The following is an 18,020-nucleotide window of genomic DNA, read 5'->3' on the forward strand; positions in this document are numbered from 1 at the left end:
CGTCACTTCCCCTCGGGGCGGTTGGCCCGCAGGTAGAACACCGCGAACACCGCGGAGATCAGGATGAGTACGTTGCCGACGACCGCGCCCGCCCCGAAGTCCAGCTGGACGAAGGAGTTCTGGTAGGTGAGCGTGCCGAGGGTCTGGGTGGCGTCGGCGGGGCCGCCGTCGGTGAGGGCGAGGATCAGGTCGAGGATCTTCACCGTCGACATGAAGCCGAGCACCAGGACGACCGTGATCACGGGCTTCAGCAGCGGCACGGTGATGGAGCGGAAGGTCCGCCAGGCGGAGGCGCCGTCGAGGGAGGCCGCCTCGTACAGCTCCTTCGGTATCTCCTGCAGACCGCCGTACAGGATGACCATGTTGAACGGGATGCCGATCCAGATGTTGACCAGGATCACCGACAGCAGGGCCATGCCGGGGCTGGTCAGCCACGGGGTGTCGCCGCCCAGGCCGATCGTGCCGAGGAAGGAGTTCAGCACGCCGGTGTCCTGGTCGAGGACGCGCCGCCACACGACGCCGGACACCACCATGGGCACCAGCCAGGGCAGCAGGATCAGCGACCGCAGCACACCGTTGAGCGGGAACCGGCGGCTGAAGAACACGGCGAGCGCCAGCCCGATGCAGAACTGTCCGAGCAGTGAGCCGGCGGTGAAGACGAGCGTGTGCCACAGCGCCTTGCCGAACAGGGCGTCGTGGAACACCGTCGACCAGTTGTCGAGGCCGTTGAACGGCGCCTCGCCGGTGAAGAACGTCTTCGGCGTGTAGTGCTGGAAGCTCATCACGACGTTGCGGACGAGCGGGTAGCCGAAGAACAGGAGCATGAAGACGACCGCGGGGGCGACGAAACCCCACTGGGCGAGCGCGCGGCGGCGGCGCAGCCGGGCGGGGTCCGGGGCGTCGGCACCGGCCTCGGCCGCGGTCCCGGGAGCGGTGAGGGTGGACATGGTCATGATCTACCTCAGTTCCCGCTCGTGGCCCGCTGCTGGGCCCGCGTCAGTGCGTCCTGGCTGGACTGGCCGGTCAGGGCGGACTGGAAGGCGCTCTGCAGTGCGAGGGACACGCCTGGCCAGCCGTCACCGAGCTTCGCGGTACGGGACCGGGCGGCGGCGACCTGGTCGGCGAGGGAGTCCAGCTCGGGCACCCGCTCGCGCCACACGGCGGCGGCCTTCTCGTTGGCCGGCACCATCCAGCTGTTGAGGGCGTAGGTGAGCTGCTCCTCCTCCCCCGCGAGACAGGCGACGATCCGGCCTGCCATCCGCTGTCTGTCCTCGTCACCGGTCCTCGGCACGGTGAGGACGGCACCGCCGAGCGGGCCCACCGAGTCGTCACCGGCCTCCGGCACCGGGATGCGGGCGATGCCCCAGTTCAGCGACTCGTCGCTGTTGAGGGTCTCCACCTGCCACGGACCGTTGATCATCATCGCGGCGTTCCCGGCCATGAACTGGTCGTTGACGTCCGCCTGCGTCCAGTTGACCGTCGACTTCGACAGTGAGCCGTCCTGGAGGAGGCTCTTCCAGTAGTCGAGGGCCTCGACCACCTCGGGGCTGTCGAGCTTCGTCTCGTCGCCGCCGTTGGACCACATGAACGGCGTGAACTGGAAGACGCCGTCCTCGGCGCCGCCCGCGCTCAGCGCCAGGCCGTACCGCTTGCCCTCGGTGAGCCGGCGCGCGGTCTCCCGCAGCTCCTCCCAGGTGGTCGGTATCTCCACGCCGGCCTCGGCGAGGATGTCCTCGTTGTAGAAGAGAGCGAGCGTATTGACCGAGCGGGCCGCGCCGTAGTACGTCCCCTCGTACGAGCCGAAGTCGACGATGCCCTCGGGGATGTCGGCCGTGCTCAGGCCGAGCGTCTCCAGGTCCACGAGCCCGTCGGCCTCGGCGAAGGTCGGCATCTCCGAGGCGTCGAACTGCACGATGTCCGGCAGCGACTTGGACGAGGCCATGCGCAGCGCCTTCGTCATGACCTGCGCGGCCGGCACGCTCTGCTGCTCGATGGTGATGCCCAGCTGCTCGCCGCAGCGGCCCATCGCCTCCTCGTCCCACCGGTGGTAGGTCTCGTCGGTCGAGGAGTTCATCACGGTGTACACGTCGTCGTCGCGCTGCGAACCGCAGCCGGTCAGCGCCGCGCCGGCGATCAGTACGGTGACGGCGGCGAGAGGTGCGACGGCCCGGCGTGAGCGCCCGCGCCCGCCGCGTGCGGGACCCGGAGGATGTGCTGTCACGGTGGAAGCCCTTGTATGCGGGGGAGTGCCGGCCCGCCCGTGCGACCACGGCGTCGCGCGGGGGCTTGTGGGGAGGGCGCGGGCACCGGCGGACCCGCGAGGCGCGAAGGGGTCAGCGCGCGCCGAGCAGAAGGTCCACGGTCGGTCTGCCCCGATGGTTCTGGGACGGGGAGTTGAAGCGCTTCGACATCGTGTTGCCCCTGCGGTCGTCCGACCCGGCCGCATCGCCGGATCGATTTGTTTGTTGCGATGACTAATACGTCAAGGGGGCGTGCCGGCGCTAGCCCCCAGCGCCGGTCTCTTCCCGCCACGTTGGGCGACGGCAGCGCGTTTTTCTGTGATTGACGCTGGTCAGAACCGTGTTGTGGCAACGGGAGGCTCGTGCTCCGGGAATCCTCCGGTTACGATCGCGGTGCCGCGTGACGCTCCCGGACCCCTATCCGACGGTCCCCGCTCCCCCCGAGGTAGAACATGAAGTTCACCGATGGCTTCTGGCTCATCCGCGATGGCGTGCAGATCAGCTTCGCCACTGAAGTGCGTGACATACGAGCCGAAGCGAAGCGCTTCACCGCTCATGCGGCAGTAAAGAAAGTGACGCGCAGGGGCGACACGCTCAACGCGCCGCTCATCACGGCCGAGTGCTTCTCTCCCGCCGAGGGCGTCATCGGCGTCCGGCTCACCCATCACGCCGGCAAGCGGCGGCCGGGCCCCGACTTCCGTCTCACGGGCGCGGCGGACGGCGCCGGTGAGGTGCGCCGGGACGGCACCGTCACCGAGCTCACCAGCGGCCCGCTGACCCTGCGGCTGGACGGGTCCGGTCCCTGGACGCTCACCTTCCACGACGCCGACGGACGCGAGCTGACCCGCGCGGACGCCAAGAGCACCGCGTTCGCCACCACGGCCGACGGGGCCCACCACATGCTGGGCCGGCTCTCGCTCGGCGTCGGCGAGAACGTCTACGGCCTCGGCGAGCGCTTCACGCCGTTCGTCAAGAACGGCCAGGTCGTCGACGTCTGGCAGGCGGACGGCGGCACCAGCAGTGAACAGGCCTACAAGAACGTCCCGTTCTACCTCTCCTCACGCGGGTACGGCGTCTTCGTCAACCACCCCGGCAAGGTCTCCTACGAGATCGGCTCCGAGTCCGTCGGGCAGGTCCAGTTCAGCGTCGAGGACCAGACGCTGGAGTACTACGTCATAGCCGGCCCGACCCCCAAGGAGGTCCTCGGCCGGTACACGGCCCTCACCGGCCGCCCGGCGCTGCCGCCCGCCTGGTCGTTCGGGCTGTGGCTCTCCACCTCGTTCACCACGTCCTACGACGAGCGGACCGTGACGTCCTTCGTCGACGGCATGGCCGAGCGCGGCATCCCGCTGTCCGTCTTCCACTTCGACTGCTTCTGGATGCGCGAGTACCAGTGGTGCGACTTCCAGTGGGACCCGGACGTCTTCCCCGACCCGGAGGGCATGCTCGCCCGGCTGAAGGACAAGGGCCTGCGGATCAGCGTCTGGATCAACCCGTACATCGCCCAGAAGTCGCCGCTCTTCGACGAGGCCGCCCGGCTCGGGCACCTGGTGCGGCGGGCCGACGGCGACGTGTGGCAGTGGGACCTGTGGCAGGCCGGCATGGGCCTGGTCGACTTCACCAGCCCCGACGCCCGCGCCTGGTTCCAGTCGAAGCTCAAGCCGCTCCTCGACCAGGGCGTGGACTGCTTCAAGACGGACTTCGGCGAGCGCATCCCCACCGACGTCGTCTGGCACGACGGCTCCGACCCGGAGCGGATGCACAACTACTACACCCACCTGTTCAACCGGACCGTGTTCGAGCTCCTGGAGAAGGAGCGCGGGCAGGGCGAGTCCGTGCTGTTCGCCCGGTCGGCGACCGCGGGCGGCCAGCAGTACCCCGTGCACTGGGGCGGCGACTGCTGGTCGTCGTTCGAGGCCATGGCCGAGTCGCTGCGCGGCGGCCTCTCCCTCGCCCTGAGCGGCTTCGGCTTCTGGAGCCACGACATCGGCGGCTTCGAGGGCACGCCCGACCCGGCCGTCTTCAAGCGCTGGCTGGCGTTCGGGCTGCTGTCCTCGCACAGCCGCCTGCACGGCTCGTCGTCCTACCGGGTGCCGTGGGAGTTCGGTGCCGAGGCGGTCGACGTCGCCCGGGAGTTCACCCTGCTCAAGCACCGCCTCATGCCGTACCTGTACGGTGCCGCCGTCGAGGCCCACCGCGCCGGCGTGCCCATGATGCGGCCCATGGTCCTGGAGTTCCCGCACGACCCGGCGTGCCGCCCGCTCGACCGCCAGTACATGCTGGGCCCCGACCTCCTGGTCGCCCCGGTGTTCAGCGAGGACGGCGAGGTGGAGGTCTACCTCCCCGAGGGCACCTGGACCCACCTGCTCAGCGGCGAGCGGGTCACCGGCCCGGCGTGGCGCACCGAACGGCACGGCTACGACAGCCTGCCGCTGTACGTCCGCGAGGGCGCCGTGCTGCCGCTGGCCGCCGACGACCAACGCCCCGACGGCGACTGGCTGGACGCCCCGACCCTGCTGGTCCACCCGACGGCCGCCCCCGGGTACACGGCCGAGGTCACGGTGCCCGGCCCGGCCGGCGCGCCCGCCGCGACGTTCCGCGTCCGGCGCGACGGCGGTCTGCTGCGGGTCACCGCGGACGGCACGGACGGGCCGTTCACGGTGCGGGTGGCGGACGGTGCGAGCGCCGAGGGCCGGGGAGAGGTGACCGTACCGCTGGGGTGACGCGGCACGGGACGCGCCCGCCCGCCGTCGAACGGCGGGCGGGCGCGTCCCGTCCGGTCAGGAGCCGTCGCCGCCGGCTCAGTACTTCTCGGACTGGCCGCCGTCGACCGCGACGACCGTGGCGTTGATGAAGGACGCCTCGTCCGACAGCAGGAAGGCCACCAGGTGGGCGACCTCCTCGGGGCGGCCCGCGCGCTTCATCGGATTGGCGCTCAGGAACTGGCGGCCGGCCTCCTCCGGGTTCTCCGGGTCCAGCTGCTTGAAGGACTCCTCGACCATCGGCGTCCAGATGACACCCGGCGCGATGGCCTTCACGGTGACGCCGTACTGGCCGTACTCCACACCGGAGTTGCGGGTCAGACCGACCACACCGTGCTTGGCGGCGGCGTAACCGGACTGGTTGCCGACGCCCCGGATGCCGCCCACGGAGGCGGTGTTGACGACACTGCCGGCGCCCTGCTCGCGCATGACCGGCAGCACGTGCTTCAGGCCGAGGAAGACGCCCTGCAGGTTGATCGCCACGACACGCTGGAACTCGTCGCTGCCGAAGTCCTCGGTGGGGTTCTGCCGGCCCTCGATGCCGGCGTTGTTGAAGAAGCCGTCGATACGGCCGCCGAAGGCCTCTCTGGTCTCCGTCACATAGCGCTCGACGTCGGCCTCCTTGCTGACGTCGGCGGCGATCCGCAGCACCTCGGTGCCGGGGTGCGCCTTCTCGATCTCGGCGGCGGTCTCGGCGAGACCCTTCTCGCTCACGTCGACGAGGGAGACCTTCGCGCCCTCGGCGGCCACGCGCAGCGCCGCCGCCCGGCCGAGACCGGAGCCGCCGCCGGTGATGAGCACGACCTTGCCGTCGAACCTGTTGTCCATGACCAGACCTCCTGGGATGTGACGATCACGGTCGGTGATCTCCGAGGATGTCGCCTGGTGGTCGCCGCCGCGGGTCCGTCCTCGCCGACGGACCTTCGCTATCATTTATATACGATACGTACTGTCTAGTTATTCCTTCAATCATTCCGTCGAACCGAACCGGAGGCAGACGTGATGACCCAGGAACCGGTCGCCCGCTCCCGGCGCGGCCGCCGCCGTGACCCGGACGCGCACGCCGCCGTCCTGCGGGCGACCCGCGAACTGGTGGCCGAACTCGGCTACCACCGGGTCACGATGGAACGGATCGCGGAACGCGCGCAGGTCGCGCGCATGACCCTGTACCGCTGGTGGCCCAACAAGGCGGCCGTGGTCACCGAGGCGGTCGCCGACCGGCTGGCGCCCGGGCCGCTGCCCGACACCGGGAACACGCGCGCGGACGCGATCGCCTACCTGAGCGGGCTGGTGCACACGCTGACCCTGCTCGGCGACCCCAGCGTGGTCGCCGGCGCCCTCGTGGAGCAGGGCGAGACCGGCCGGGCCGGTCTGCGCGACCTCCTGGCCGCCCGGCTGGAGCCCGGCGGCCGGCTGCTCGACCGCGGCAGGGAACGCGGTGACCTGCCCGCGGACCTGCGCACCGCCACGGTGATCGACAGCTGGCTCGGGTTCGTCCTCTACCGCGTCGTCTTCGCCGAGCGGGTGCCCGACGAGGCGGAGATCGAGGCTCTGGTGGACCTGCTGCCCTTCACCGGCACCTGACGGAACGGGAGACACGCGAAGGGAACCGGAGCGTCCCCTCCGACGCCCCGGTCCCACGGACCGGTACCTGGTGCCGGTGCCCCGGTGCGGGCGGCTGCCGGGCGCTCGTCTCAGACGAAGAAGGCGTTCATGCCGTCGACGTCGGAGAGGTAGGTCTCGATGGACTCCACCTTGCCGTTCCGCAGCCGGCACACCGTGGCGAGGTGCTGGTCCAGGACCGTGTCGCCCCTGCGGGCGGTGTTGTGTATCGAGAGTGCCACGTTCTCCGCGCTGACCAGGACGTGCAACAGCTCGAACGACACCCCGTAGCCCGCGATCCGCCGCGCCCGCTCCACGACGGCCCCGGCTCCCTCGGCCCGGCCGGACACGGTGTTGTCACCGGGCAGCACCCAGACCGCGTCGGCGTGCAGCAGAGCACGGATGCCGTCCCAGTCGCCCTTCGCCAACGCGGCGAGGAAGGCCTCGCCCACACGCCGCTGTGCGTTGTAGTCGCTCATGTGTACGCCTCCGATCCGGTGCTATCCGGTGCGATCCGGTGCGTCACGGGCGAAAGTAGCCGGGTTGCCGCCGCCCCGCCACGGTTCGGCGAGGAAGGCGGCGCTTCCGAGCCGGTCGCGACAGGCCCGTACGGGCGGGCCCTCCGTACGCGGGACGCGGTGCTCGGCCGCGTGGGCCGGGGTGCCGGGTCCTCCCACTGGACGAGCCCCGGTTCCTCCGGGCGCCTCAGGCCGAGCATGACGGGGTACAGGCCCCGGCCCAGCGCGAAGGCCATGTCCCGCGGTGTGCGTCGGCCGTCCGTGGGGACCAGTACGTTGTGCGGGCGCGCGGGCTGGGTGCGGGCGGTGCCGGCGACCACCGGGGCCGGCCGCATCCGGGTACGGGCGGACCGGGCGACGGAACCCGGCTCCTCGGACAGCAGACCGATGCGCCGCGCGGTCTCCGGCACCAGCCGCTCGGGCGGTCGCGCCCGCGGGGCCACCCCGACCGGTGGCCCCGCGGACGGACGTCCGGCGTGCCGGCGGGACGGCCCTCGGGCCCCCTACCTGCGGGCAGGCACCGCCACCCCGTCCTCGGTCACGTACTTCGTGCCGTCGTCGTCCTTGGTGATGGTGAACGCGTCCATCACCTCACCGACCTCCTTGTCCGTGGTCGACCGGTCGTCCCACTTCGCGGCGACGACCGACTCGTACCTGATCCGGTCCTCGGTGACCTTGATCCCCTGGAACGTGGAGGTGTGTCCGGCGCGGAAGACCTGCGTGGCACCGTTGCGGGTCCACACGTTGTCGTCCTCGGGGGCCTGCTCGTAGTACTTGGGTCCCGAGACGGCGACCGTGTAGACGGGGCCCGTGGTCACGCCGGGCGTGGACGTGGCGTCCTCGTCGACGTACCCGCGCGCGTACACGTGGTCATGGCCCATCAGCACCAGGTCGATGTCGTTGCGCTGGAACACCGGCAGCCAGGCGTCCCGCACCGGCTTCTCGTCGCGGCCCTCGGCACCGGAGAAGACGGGCTGGTGGAAGACCGCGACCGCCCACTTGTCGGGGTTGTCGGAGAGGATCTCGTCCAGCCAGCGGCCCTGGAGGCCGAGCCAGAGCTTCTCCGGGTCGGGGCAGTTCTCGCTGCACGCCGGCAGGTCGTCCGGTGTCATCAGCCGGCGCGCGTCGCCCGTGCCGGCGTTGAGGGAGATGAACCGCACGCCCTGGTAGTCGGTGTAGTACGCCGTCTCCGCCAGCGCCTTCGCCATGTGCGCCTCGTACGCGGCGCGCTGCCGCTCGGCGGGGGTGTCGTCCTTGGCCGGCGTCCCCGCCGGGCCGTTGGCCGGGTACTCGAACGTCGACTTCCACGTCCTGAGGAAGGTGTCGCCCGCGTACTCGTGGTTGCCGGGCGCGGCGATGACGTTGCCGGTCTGGCTGTAGCCGTCCATGGCCCCGAACCAGTCGCGCCACTCGCTGTCGTTGCCCGAGGTGTTCACCAGGTCACCCGCGTTGACGCTGCCGACGGCCTCCGGGTAACGCTCGTACGCCTGCTTCACCACGGGCGCCCACTTCGCCGACAGCTCGTTCTGGGCGTCACCGAAGTAGAGGAACGTGAACTCCTCGCCCGCGGGACGTGCCGTGGTGAACGTGTACGCGTCGCTGAACCAGCGGCCCGTGCCCACCCGGTACTCGTACGCGGTGCCGGGGGAGAGCCGGTCGACGACGGCCGAGTGCGTGCGCACCTGCACCCCGGAGCCGCTCAGCTCCTCGTTGGCGCGGGCGGCGACCGTCCGCCACTTCTCCGTGCCGGCCTCGCGCACCTGCACCTCGCCCGCGGTCACCGCCGCGCCCGTGCGCCAGGTCACGGCCTGCGAGGTCTCCGGCTGCTCGGTCGGCGTGAGGACGATCCGTTCGGGCGTCGAGCCGGGGACCTCCAGCTCCGCGTCGTCGGTCAGGGCGACGTCGAAGACGTGCATGATGCCCTGGTCGGTGCCCTGCGGCAGCACGACCGCCGCGACCCGCCTGGCCGGGTCGAGGAGCCGGGGGCTGGTGGCGAACACCTTGGCCTGCGTGGTGTCGGAGCCGCCCGCGGCCCGGTTGCGCCCGGTCGTCGTCACCAGGGGCTCGTTGCCGAACTGGTGGTTCGTGCCCGGCGTCCAGTCCGTGAACTGCACGGGGACCGACTGGGCGGAGCCGTCGGTGTACTCGACGGTCGCGGTGCCCTGCGCCGGGCCGTTGGTGGCGAGGCCGAGGAAGGAGATGCCGGTCGCCTTGGCGCCGTTCATGGTGATGCGCTGGCCGTGCGGGATCCAGTTGTCGGGCTCGCCGGGCTCCGTGTCGGGCCAGGTGAACTCGATGCCGGTGTCACCGAGCGGCAGCTTCGCGCCCGGGGCCGCGCCCGCCTCGGCGAGCCGCTCACGGGAGAGGGAGTTGTCGCTGAGGTCCAGGGAGCCGAGATTGCCCTTGCCGTCAGGAGTGGTGCCGATGTTGTTGCGCGCGTCGGCGCCGTCCGTGTACGACGGCGGGACGTCGGACGCCTTCGTGCCCCAGGTGCCGGGCCCGGACGACATCGTGAAGTCGAGCCGGCCGCCCTTGCGCGTGAAGTCCTCGCTCAGCGAGCTGCGCGTCGTGGACCGACCGTCGACCTTCAGGGACTTCACGTACGGCACACGGTCGGCGCCGGGCGCGTTCAGCGTGATCTTCCGCCTGCTGTCCGCGCTGTCCAGCACCACCCGGTCGAACATCGGGCCGCTGACCACCAGGTCCGCGGTGCCGGGCACGGCGGGGAAGAGACCGATGCCGGCCCACACGTACCAGCTGCTCAGCGAGCCGAGGTCGTCGTTGCCGGGCAGACCGGACGGCGTGGTGTCGTACATCTCGTCCACGGCGCGGCGCAGCACGTCCGCCGTGCGGTGCGGCTGCCGCAGCCAGTTGTAGACGTACGGCATGGCGAAGCTGGGCTGGTTGCTCAGGTAGGCGCCCGTGACGTGGTAGACACCGGCGTCGAGCTGCTCGGTGTGCTTGTCCAGGTCCTCGGTGGCCGCCTCGATGCCGCCCCGCTTCTCGACCAGCGTGCCGACGTTGTGCGGCACCATCCACCCGTACTGGTAGCCGGTGGCCTGCTCGAACTGGTCACCCCGCTCACCCAGGTCGAAGCCGCGGTCGAAGCCGGTACGGCCGCGCGGGCGGATGTGGTCGCTCTGGTCGTCGAAGACGTTCTGCCAGTTCTGCGCCCGGGCCATGAACCGGTCGTACGTCTCCTCGTCGCCGAGCCGCTTCGCGAGCCGGGCGATGCCGAAGTCGTCGATCGCGTACTCCAGCGTCTTGGACGTCGCGGAGTCGCCCTTGCGGTTCTCGATGAAGCCGGTGGAGAAGTACTGGTAGGCGTGGCGGCGCCGCGTCGTGTCGGCGGGCAGGCTCTGCGTGTCCTTCATCGACGCGAGGGCGGCCGCACGGTCGTAGTCCGTGCTGCCGAACGCGTCGATCGAGGCGACGGCCGACTGCAGCGAGTCGCCGCTCATCTTCTGCTGCGACTGGTTGAGGTGCGGCCAGTTGGGCCAGGAGCCGGTCTGGGTCACCATGTCGGTGATCGACTGGTTGATGTCGCTGCCGACCTCCGGGAACAGCAGGGCGACCAGCTGCGCCTGGCTGCGGTAGATGTCCCAGCCCGCGTAGGTGACGTAGTGGTGGCGGCCCTCGGCGACCTTGCGCACCTTGCCGTCGTGGCCGAGGTACTGGCCGTTGACGTCGTCGAAGACGTTCGGGTGGAGGAGGGAGTGGTAGAGCGCGGTGTAGAACTTCACGCGCTCCTCGCGGGTGCCGCCGTCCGCGTCGACGGTGCCGAGCGCGTCCTTCCACACCTTGGCGGAGTCGGCGCGCACCCGGTCGAAGCTGCGGCCGCGTGTCTCGCTCGTGGCGTTCTGCTCGGCGTTCGCGACGCTGACGTAGCTGAGGCCGGTCTTCGCCGTCACCTTCGCGCCCCGGTCGAAGACGAGCCAGGCGCCCGCGCCGTGCTTGGTCTCCCCGCCGGCGGCCGACGACACGCCCGGGCGCAGCTCGGAGCCCTGCCAGGTGCCGTGGGCCTTCACCGGCCGGTCGAAGGTGGTCGAGAAGTACGCCTTGTAGCGTCCGCCCTCGTCGCACACCGAAGCGGTCTCCACCCAGCCGCTGACGGTGTTGCCCTCGACCTTCACCTCGCTGCCGAAGACCCGGTTGTTGGATCCGGCCACGTCGAACAGCAGCGTCGAGGTGCCCTTCTCGCCCTTTCCGCCCTTGGGGAAGTCGTAGCGGCTGACGGCGGTGCGCGTGGTCGCGGTCAGCTCCGCCTCTACGCCGCCCGCCAGCTCCACCGAGTAGTAACCGGGGTCGGCCTTCTCGTCGGCGTGGTCGAAGCCCAGGTAGTAGTCGGTGACGGAGGAGGCCGGGCTGGAGGGGAGGGCACCGTCGTTCAGTTCACCGGTGTACGGGAGGACGGGGAAGTCGAAGCCGCTGAAGCGGCCCTCGCAGCCGGTGCCGGACAGCCGGGTCATGCCGAAGCCCCGGATCCTGTCCGCGGTGTACTCGTAGCCGCCCTTCTGGTCTCCGTCGGAGGAGCGGTACGTGGTCGGGCTGGACTGCACCATGCCGAACGGCACGGTCGCGCCCGGCCAGGTGTTGCCGTACGCGCTGTTGCCCTTGTTCTGGGAGGTGTCCAGCTCCGTGCCGATGAACGGGTCGACGGCGTCGAAGGCGGAGAGCTCACGGCCCGGGAGCTGCGGGGCGGCGGCCGTCGCGGAGACCGGGGCCAGTCCGGCGACGAGCGTGCCGAGGGCGAGAGCGGTCGTGAGGAGTCTTCGGCGCCCCGGCGGGTACGAGGGCGGTTCGGGTGCCGGCTGCCGTGCGGCGGATGCCCACATGGTGTCCGTGCCTTTCCGGTCGACGTGCGGTGATGCGAGGTGACAACGATGTCGGACGGTGTCATGCCCAAGTGCTGGTTCGCGCACAACAGTCGGTGCCGGCGCGTGCGGCGCCGCGACGTTCTGGAGAAGGCCGGGTGAACGAGATGGGAAGTCGAGGATCGGCATGCCGGCGTGCAGCCGGTTGCGGCCGAGCAGGCAGACGGTGGGTGGTCGGCGGCGATAATAAGGTGGGTCCATGTCAGCCACGTTGAGTTCCGAAAGAACCCGCGCCGCGCTCCGTACATCGGCACGCATCTCCGCCGAGTCGTTGCTGGTGCTCCTCATGCTCACCGTGGCCATGTGGCTGCTGGGGCGGATGTGGTCGATCGTCTGGCCTCTCGTCGTCGGCCTGCTGCTCACCACACTGACCTGGCCCCTGACCCGCTTCCTGCGTCGGCACGGGTGGCGTCCCGCCCTGGCCGCGTCGGTGGTGACCGTACTGTTCCTCCTCGTCGCCGCGGGTGTCGTGGCACTGATCGCGGTGCCGGTGGCCTCCGAGTCCGGCAAGCTGGCCGACGGTGTGGTCGAGGGCATCCAGAGGCTGCGCGAGTGGGCCGCGGGACCGCCGCTGAACATCGGGGACGACCAGGTCACCAGTGCCTTCGACACCGCGATCGCCCGCATCCAGGACAGCGTCGACAGCGTGATCACCGTGCTCTTCACCGGTGTGAGCACCGTGGTCAACGGCATCGTCACGGCCGTCCTGGCGCTCTTCCTGATGTTCTTCTTCCTCAAGGACGGCCCGCGGTTCCTGCCGTGGCTCACCCGCCAGCTGCCCGGCCGGCTCGCCACCGACATCCCCACCGTGGCCGCGCGCGGCTGGGCCACCCTGGGCGCGTTCGTGCGCTCCCAGGCGCTCGTCGGTCTCTTCGACGCCGTCTTCATCGGCCTGGGACTGTGGATACTGGACGTTCCCCTGGTGCTCCCGCTGGCGGTGCTGACCTTCATCGCCGCGTTCGTACCGATCGTGGGCGCCCTGTTCGCCGGCTTCGTCGCCGTGCTCATCGCCCTGGTGTCGAACGGCCTGACGGACGCCCTGATCGTGCTGGCGATCATCATCGTCGTGCAGCAGATCGAGGGCAATGTGCTCCAGCCCGTCATCCAGAGCCGCGGTCTGGGCCTGCACGCGGCGGTGGTCCTGCTCGTGGTGACGCTGGGCGGCAGCCTGGCCGGCGTCGTGGGCAGCCTGCTCGCCGTACCGGTCGCCGCGGTGATCGCGGTGGTCTGGAACTATCTGCGCGATCAGCTCAGCGACCCGCCTCGGGAGCCGGAGGACGACGAGACGCCCGCCGGGGGGACGCTTCCGGCGTAGGCGTAGGCGTAGGCGTAGGCGTAGCGAGGCGCCCGGCCCGGACCTCCTGCCGGGGCCCGGGCCTTCGTACCGGCCGGCGGACCGGGTGCCGCACCCGCCGGATCAGAACCCCGTGAGCGTGATCTTGCCGATCGCGCTGCCGGACTCCAGGATGCGGTGGGCCTCGCGCAGGTGGGCCGCGTTGACGGTGCCGAGGTCCGTGGTGGCGGTGGTGCGCAGGATGCCCGCGTCCACGAGCCGGGCGATCTGCGTGAGGATGTGGTGCTGCGTCGCCAGGTCGGCGGTCCGGTACAGGGAGCGGGTGAACATGAGCTCCCAGTGGAACGAGATGCTCTTGGACTTCAGCAGCCCGATCTCCACCGCGTCGAAGTCGTCGATGGCGACGATTCCGCCCATCGGCTTGAGCATGTCGGCGTACGCCGCGAGGTTCCGGTCGGTGGCGGCCGTGCTGAACACGTGGTCCAGGCCGTCGGGCGCCACCTCGGCCACCTGCTCCGGCAGCGGCCGGTGGTGGTCGACCACGTGCGTCGCGCCCATCGCGCGGGCGAACTCGACGGTCTCCGGCCGGGAGGCGGTGCCCACCACGGTCAGGCTGGTCAGCGCGCGGGCGAGCTGGGACACCATCGCCCCGACACCGCCCGCGGCCGCCGTCACCAGCAGCGTCCCGGTCTTCTCCAGGGCCCCCTGGTGCAGGCCCAGCCGCTCGAACAGGCCCTCCCAGGCGGTGAGCGACGTCAACGGCAGCGCCGCGGCCTCGGTGAAGGACAGGGTGGCGGGCTTGCGGCCGACGATGCGCTCGTCGACGGCGTGGAAGCGGGCGTTCGTACCGGGCCGGTCCAGCGCGCCGGCGTAGAAGACCTCGTCGCCGACCGCGAACAGCTCGACCTCGTCGCCGACCGCGACGACGGTCCCCGCGGCGTCCCAGCCCAGGACCTTGGGGTGACCGCCGGGGTCGTTGTTCCGCCGCACCTTGTAGTCGACGGGGTTCACCGCCACGGCCTCCACCCGCACCAGGAGATCGCGCGGGCCGGGGTCGGGCACCGGCAGTTCGACGTCGATCAGGCTCTCGTCGTCCTGCACGGGCAGGCTCTTGCGGTAGGCGACCGCGGGCATCGTGGTGTTACGGATCTCGCTCATCGTCGTGTCTCCTCTTCAGGTCCGTCGGGCACGTCGGGCCCGTCGGGCGCTTCGGCTGGCCGGTGACGCGTGACGACGCTATCTCCGGAGGGGTAGTAACCTTCAAGGGCGTTTACTTCCCTTAGGGAAGTGAGGCAGCGACAGGGGAGAGGGAGAGACGCGGATGGTCATGACCTGTACGACGGACCAGCACGACCACCACGACGTGTACGCGGCCCAGTGCCCGTGCCGCGAGGTGCTCGACCTGCTGGCCAACAAGTGGTCCGCGCTCGCGATCGGGGCGATGGAGGAGGGACCGCAGCGCTTCGGCGCGCTGCAGCGCCGCCTGGAGGGCGTCAGCCCCAAGGTCCTGACGAACACGCTGCGGCGGCTGGAGGAGCGGGGATTCGTCGACCGGACCGTCTACCCGGCGGTGCCGCTGCACGTCGAGTACGCGCTCACTCCGCTCGGCCGCAGCGTGGCCGAACCGCTGGCGGGCCTGCGGCACTGGGTGGAGGACCACCTCGACGACATCGCCGGCGCCACCTCCGTGTGACGTCGCACCGCCGCCCGTGCGCACCGACGCCTAGACGTCGAGCACCCTGAACGGTTCGACCGCGATGCCGCCGTCCAGCAGGGACTCCGACGTCCTGACGAACTCCCCGAAGTGGGAGCTCTCCGAGTGGACGCGCAGGTGTGCCTCGCTCCGCCACACCTCGTGCACCACGAACAGGGCGGGGTCGTCCTGTCCCTGGTGCGGTGTGTACGTGATGCAGCCGTCCTCCCGGCGGCTGGCCCGCACCAGCGGCGCGAGCGCGTCCTTCAGCTCCCCCTCCCTGCCGGTCCGCGCGCGCAGGCGTGCGATCAGGACGACGGGCGGTTCGGAGACGGTGTCCGTCATGGCGTGCTGCCTTCCCTGCCGGGTCTGATGTTCATGGACGGGAGTGTGCGGCGCAAACTTCGCCGGACGGCGGGCGTGCACCGCACACCGTGTTCATAGCAGCGGGACCGCGGACACGGTGGGAGGGCGCGACGTGTCCGGCGGAGAAAGCGGCGGACGTGTCCGGCGGGGACGGCCGCGACAGGGCCGGCGCGGGCCCCGCGCTGTCCAGGTCAGCGGGGCCCGCGCCGGGGGAGTTCCCGCCGGCCGAGGCAGCGCGGCGGGCGGTCGGTGGACGTGGTGCGGGGGGTCAGGGGCGGACGCCGGCCTCGTGTGTCGCCCGCGTCCACGCGCGGGCCTGTTCGCTGATCGTGACGCCCAGGCCGGGCCGGGCGGGCACGTGCATCCGTCCGTCGCTGATCGTGAGACGCTCGTCGAACAGCGGCTCCAGCCAGTCGAAGTGCTCCACCCACGGCTCGATGGGGTAGGCGGCGGCGAGGTGGAGGTGGATCTCCATGGCGAAGTGCGGGGCCAGCTGGAGGTTGTGGTGCTCGGCGAGCGCGGCGAGCTTGAGGAACTGGGTGATGCCGCCGATGCGCGGGGCGTCGGGCTGGATGATGTCGGCGGCGTTGCCGCGGATGAGCTCGTAGTGCTCGGCGACGCTGGCCAGCATCTCGCCGGTGGCGACCGGGGTGTCCAGGGAGGCCGCGAGGGCGGCGTGGCCCTGGGTGTCGTAGGCGTCCAGCGGCTCCTCGATCCAGACGAGACCGAAGTCCTCCATGGCGCGGCCCATGCGCTGGGCGGTGGGCCGGTCCCACTGCTGGTTGGCGTCCACCATCAGCGGCACGTCGTCCCCGATGTGCTCGCGCACGGCGGTCAGGCGGCGCAGGTCCTGCTTGCTGTCCGGGTGCCCGACCTTGATCTTGATGCCGCCGATCCCGCCGGCCAGTGAGGCGGAGGCGTTCTCCAGGACCTCCTCGACGGGGGCGTGCAGGAATCCGCCGGAGGTGTTGTAGCAGCGCACCGAGTCGCGGTGCGCGCCCAGCAGCTTGGCCAGCGGAAGCCCGGCCCGCTTGGCCTTCAGGTCCCACAGGGCCACGTCGACCGCGGCGATGGCCTGGGTGGCGACACCGCTCCGGCCGACCGAGGCGCCGGCCCACACCAGCTTGGTCCACAGCCGGCCGATGTCGCTCGGGTCCTCGCCGATCAGCTCGTCGGCTATCTCCTTGGCGTGGGCGAACTGGGCCGGCCCGCCGGCGCGCTTGGAGTAGCCGAACCCGACGCCCTGGTGCCCCTGCTCGGTCTCCACCTCCACGAACAGGAAGGCCACCTCGGTCATCGGCTTCTGCCGCCCGGTCAGCACCTTGGCGTCACTGATCGGGGTGGCCAGCGGCAGGGTGACGGAGGAGAGCCTGATCCAGGCGATGCGGTCGAGGGTCGCCTCGCCTTGACGGCCGGCGGAGTTGGCTGAGTGCGTCATGGTCACCAGTTCGTGTCTCTGGGGGCGGTGGACGGGTGCGGGTCCGGCCGGGCCCGCGCGGCGGCGCCTCCTCGGGAAGCGCTCGTCAGGCGGGTCCCGCGCGCTGCGGCGGTACGGACCGGAGGGGGCGGTTCCCCGCTGATTTTCCCTGACGCTAAGGTCGGCGATTGATCCACGTCCAACTTAGTTTTTGGATCGTTCAATACCTGGAGGGCATCGTTGTTCACACTGGTGCAACTGGTGAGCTTCGTCGCGGTGGCCGAGGAACTGCACTTCACCCGGGCCGCCAAACGCCTGCGCATGACCCAGCCGCCGCTGAGCCGGCAGATCCAGCTGCTTGAGCACGAACTCGGTGTGCAGCTCGTGGACCGCACCAACCGCACCGTGCGTCTCACACCGGCCGGCCGGGCCTTCCTCAACGAGGCGCGCAACATCCTGCGCCAGGCCGAGGCGGCCACCCTCTCCGCCAAGCAGGTCTCCGCCGGGCAGGCCGGGGCGATCGCCATCGGCTTCACCGCGGCCGGCGCCTACTCCGCGCTCGGCACGCTGCTCGACGTCGCCCGCTCCACCATGCCCGGCACCGAGATCGTGCTGCGCGAGAAGGTGACCCGCGACCAACTCGAGGCGATCACCGAGGGCTCGCTCGACCTCGGCATGATCCGTCCCGCCGGCACCGGACCCGACCTGGAGACCCGCCCCGCCATCCGGGAGGGCCTGCTGGCCGCCGTGCCCCGCGGCCATCCGCTCGGCACGGAGGACGGACCGCTGCGCGTCGGCGAACTCGACGGGCAGGAGGTGCTCATGTACTCGCCGGTGGAGGCCCGTTACTTCCACGAACTGCTGGTCAGCGTCTTCCGGGACGCCCGGGTCACCCCCCGGTTCACCCAGTACCTCAGCCAGGTGCACAGCCTGCTGGCGATGGTGAACGCGGGCTGGGGCATCGCCCTCGTGCCCGAGGCGGCCGCGCAGATGCGGTTCCCCGGCATCACCTTCCGGCCCCTGGAACTGCCCGACCCCACCCCGGTCGAGCTGCACCTGGTGTGGCGGCGGGCCAACGACAACCCGGCCCTGCACGCCCTGCTCCGCCACCTGTGAACCAGGAGGGCCGATCATGCGCTCCGGGTATCACAGGATGCCGAAAAGGTGTTGGACCTGCATCGCAACCGGCTCTTAACGTTCCGGCCAAGCAATCGAAACGGCTCTCGCCCAGGGCATGACCACCTCTTCTCCCAC

13 protein-coding genes are annotated in these 18,020 nt (G+C 70.9%); 5 read left to right on the top strand and 8 right to left on the bottom strand.

What is annotated here, in order from left to right; genetic code table 11:
- Positions 1-2 precede the first annotated feature (2 nt).
- Positions 3-953: a carbohydrate ABC transporter permease gene (locus IEZ04_RS10570; RefSeq protein ID WP_189216466.1), complete on the bottom strand. Its 951-nt coding sequence runs from the start codon at positions 951-953 to the stop codon at positions 3-5.
- Between the two features lie 8 nt (positions 954-961).
- A complete protein-coding gene (locus IEZ04_RS10575) occupies positions 962-2,221 on the bottom strand; it encodes an ABC transporter substrate-binding protein (RefSeq protein WP_189216467.1) in 1,260 nt (419 codons plus the stop codon).
- 471 nt (positions 2,222-2,692) lie between these two features.
- Here IEZ04_RS10575 and yicI point away from each other — a divergent pair, with 471 nt between their 5' ends.
- Positions 2,693-4,963 carry an alpha-xylosidase gene (gene yicI / locus IEZ04_RS10580; protein WP_189216468.1) on the top strand — a complete coding sequence of 757 codons (2,271 nt, stop codon included), beginning with the start codon at positions 2,693-2,695 and terminating at the stop codon, positions 4,961-4,963.
- A gap of 78 nt (positions 4,964-5,041) precedes the next feature.
- On the opposite strand, the gene IEZ04_RS10585 is transcribed toward yicI, so the two are convergent.
- Positions 5,042-5,830: a glucose 1-dehydrogenase gene (locus tag IEZ04_RS10585; protein ID WP_189216469.1), complete on the bottom strand. Its 789-nt coding sequence runs from the start codon at positions 5,828-5,830 to the stop codon at positions 5,042-5,044.
- Positions 5,831-6,004: 174 nt separating this feature from the next.
- Here IEZ04_RS10585 and IEZ04_RS10590 point away from each other — a divergent pair, with 174 nt between their 5' ends.
- The gene (locus IEZ04_RS10590) at positions 6,005-6,586 is read left to right on the top strand and encodes a TetR/AcrR family transcriptional regulator (RefSeq protein ID WP_229820934.1); all 582 of its coding nucleotides are present in this window, start codon (positions 6,005-6,007) and stop codon (positions 6,584-6,586) included.
- A 110-nt stretch (positions 6,587-6,696) separates the two neighbouring features.
- Here IEZ04_RS10590 and IEZ04_RS10595 read toward each other — a convergent pair whose 3' ends face one another.
- Together IEZ04_RS10595 and IEZ04_RS10600 are read right to left on the bottom strand one after the other, a co-directional pair.
- Positions 6,697-7,083 carry a nuclear transport factor 2 family protein gene (locus IEZ04_RS10595; protein WP_189216471.1) on the bottom strand — a complete coding sequence of 129 codons (387 nt, stop codon included), beginning with the start codon at positions 7,081-7,083 and terminating at the stop codon, positions 6,697-6,699.
- Between the two features lie 542 nt (positions 7,084-7,625).
- Positions 7,626-11,957, bottom strand: coding sequence for a GH92 family glycosyl hydrolase (locus IEZ04_RS10600; RefSeq protein ID WP_189216472.1), 4,332 nt, complete (start codon positions 11,955-11,957; stop codon positions 7,626-7,628).
- Positions 11,958-12,195: 238 nt separating this feature from the next.
- Here IEZ04_RS10600 and IEZ04_RS10605 point away from each other — a divergent pair, with 238 nt between their 5' ends.
- Positions 12,196-13,311 (top strand): AI-2E family transporter, encoded by a 1,116-nt coding sequence (locus IEZ04_RS10605; protein ID WP_189216473.1) that lies wholly within the window; start codon positions 12,196-12,198, stop codon positions 13,309-13,311.
- Positions 13,312-13,413: 102 nt separating this feature from the next.
- Here the strand turns inward: IEZ04_RS10605 and IEZ04_RS10610 are convergent, their stop codons facing one another.
- A complete protein-coding gene (locus tag IEZ04_RS10610) occupies positions 13,414-14,448 on the bottom strand; it encodes a zinc-binding alcohol dehydrogenase family protein (RefSeq protein WP_189216474.1) in 1,035 nt (344 codons plus the stop codon).
- A 169-nt stretch (positions 14,449-14,617) separates the two neighbouring features.
- On the opposite strand from IEZ04_RS10610, the gene IEZ04_RS10615 reads away from it, so the two are divergent.
- Positions 14,618-14,983 (top strand): winged helix-turn-helix transcriptional regulator, encoded by a 366-nt coding sequence (locus tag IEZ04_RS10615; protein WP_308429790.1) that lies wholly within the window; start codon positions 14,618-14,620, stop codon positions 14,981-14,983.
- A 30-nt stretch (positions 14,984-15,013) separates the two neighbouring features.
- Here the strand turns inward: IEZ04_RS10615 and IEZ04_RS10620 are convergent, their stop codons facing one another.
- Both IEZ04_RS10620 and IEZ04_RS10625 read right to left on the bottom strand, forming a co-directional pair.
- Entirely contained in the window at positions 15,014-15,328 is a 315-nt protein-coding gene (locus IEZ04_RS10620) for a putative quinol monooxygenase (protein ID WP_189216476.1), read from the bottom strand.
- Between the two features lie 289 nt (positions 15,329-15,617).
- Positions 15,618-16,787, bottom strand: coding sequence for an L-talarate/galactarate dehydratase (locus IEZ04_RS10625; RefSeq protein ID WP_189216477.1), 1,170 nt, complete (start codon positions 16,785-16,787; stop codon positions 15,618-15,620).
- Positions 16,788-17,006: 219 nt separating this feature from the next.
- Here IEZ04_RS10625 and IEZ04_RS10630 point away from each other — a divergent pair, with 219 nt between their 5' ends.
- Positions 17,007-17,882 (top strand): LysR substrate-binding domain-containing protein, encoded by an 876-nt coding sequence (locus IEZ04_RS10630; protein ID WP_189216478.1) that lies wholly within the window; start codon positions 17,007-17,009, stop codon positions 17,880-17,882.
- The last annotated feature ends 138 nt before the right edge of the window (positions 17,883-18,020 follow it).

The organism is Streptomyces ruber, from assembly GCF_014648075.1.
GTDB classification, from domain to species: Bacteria; Actinomycetota; Actinomycetes; order Streptomycetales; family Streptomycetaceae; genus Streptomyces; species Streptomyces ruber.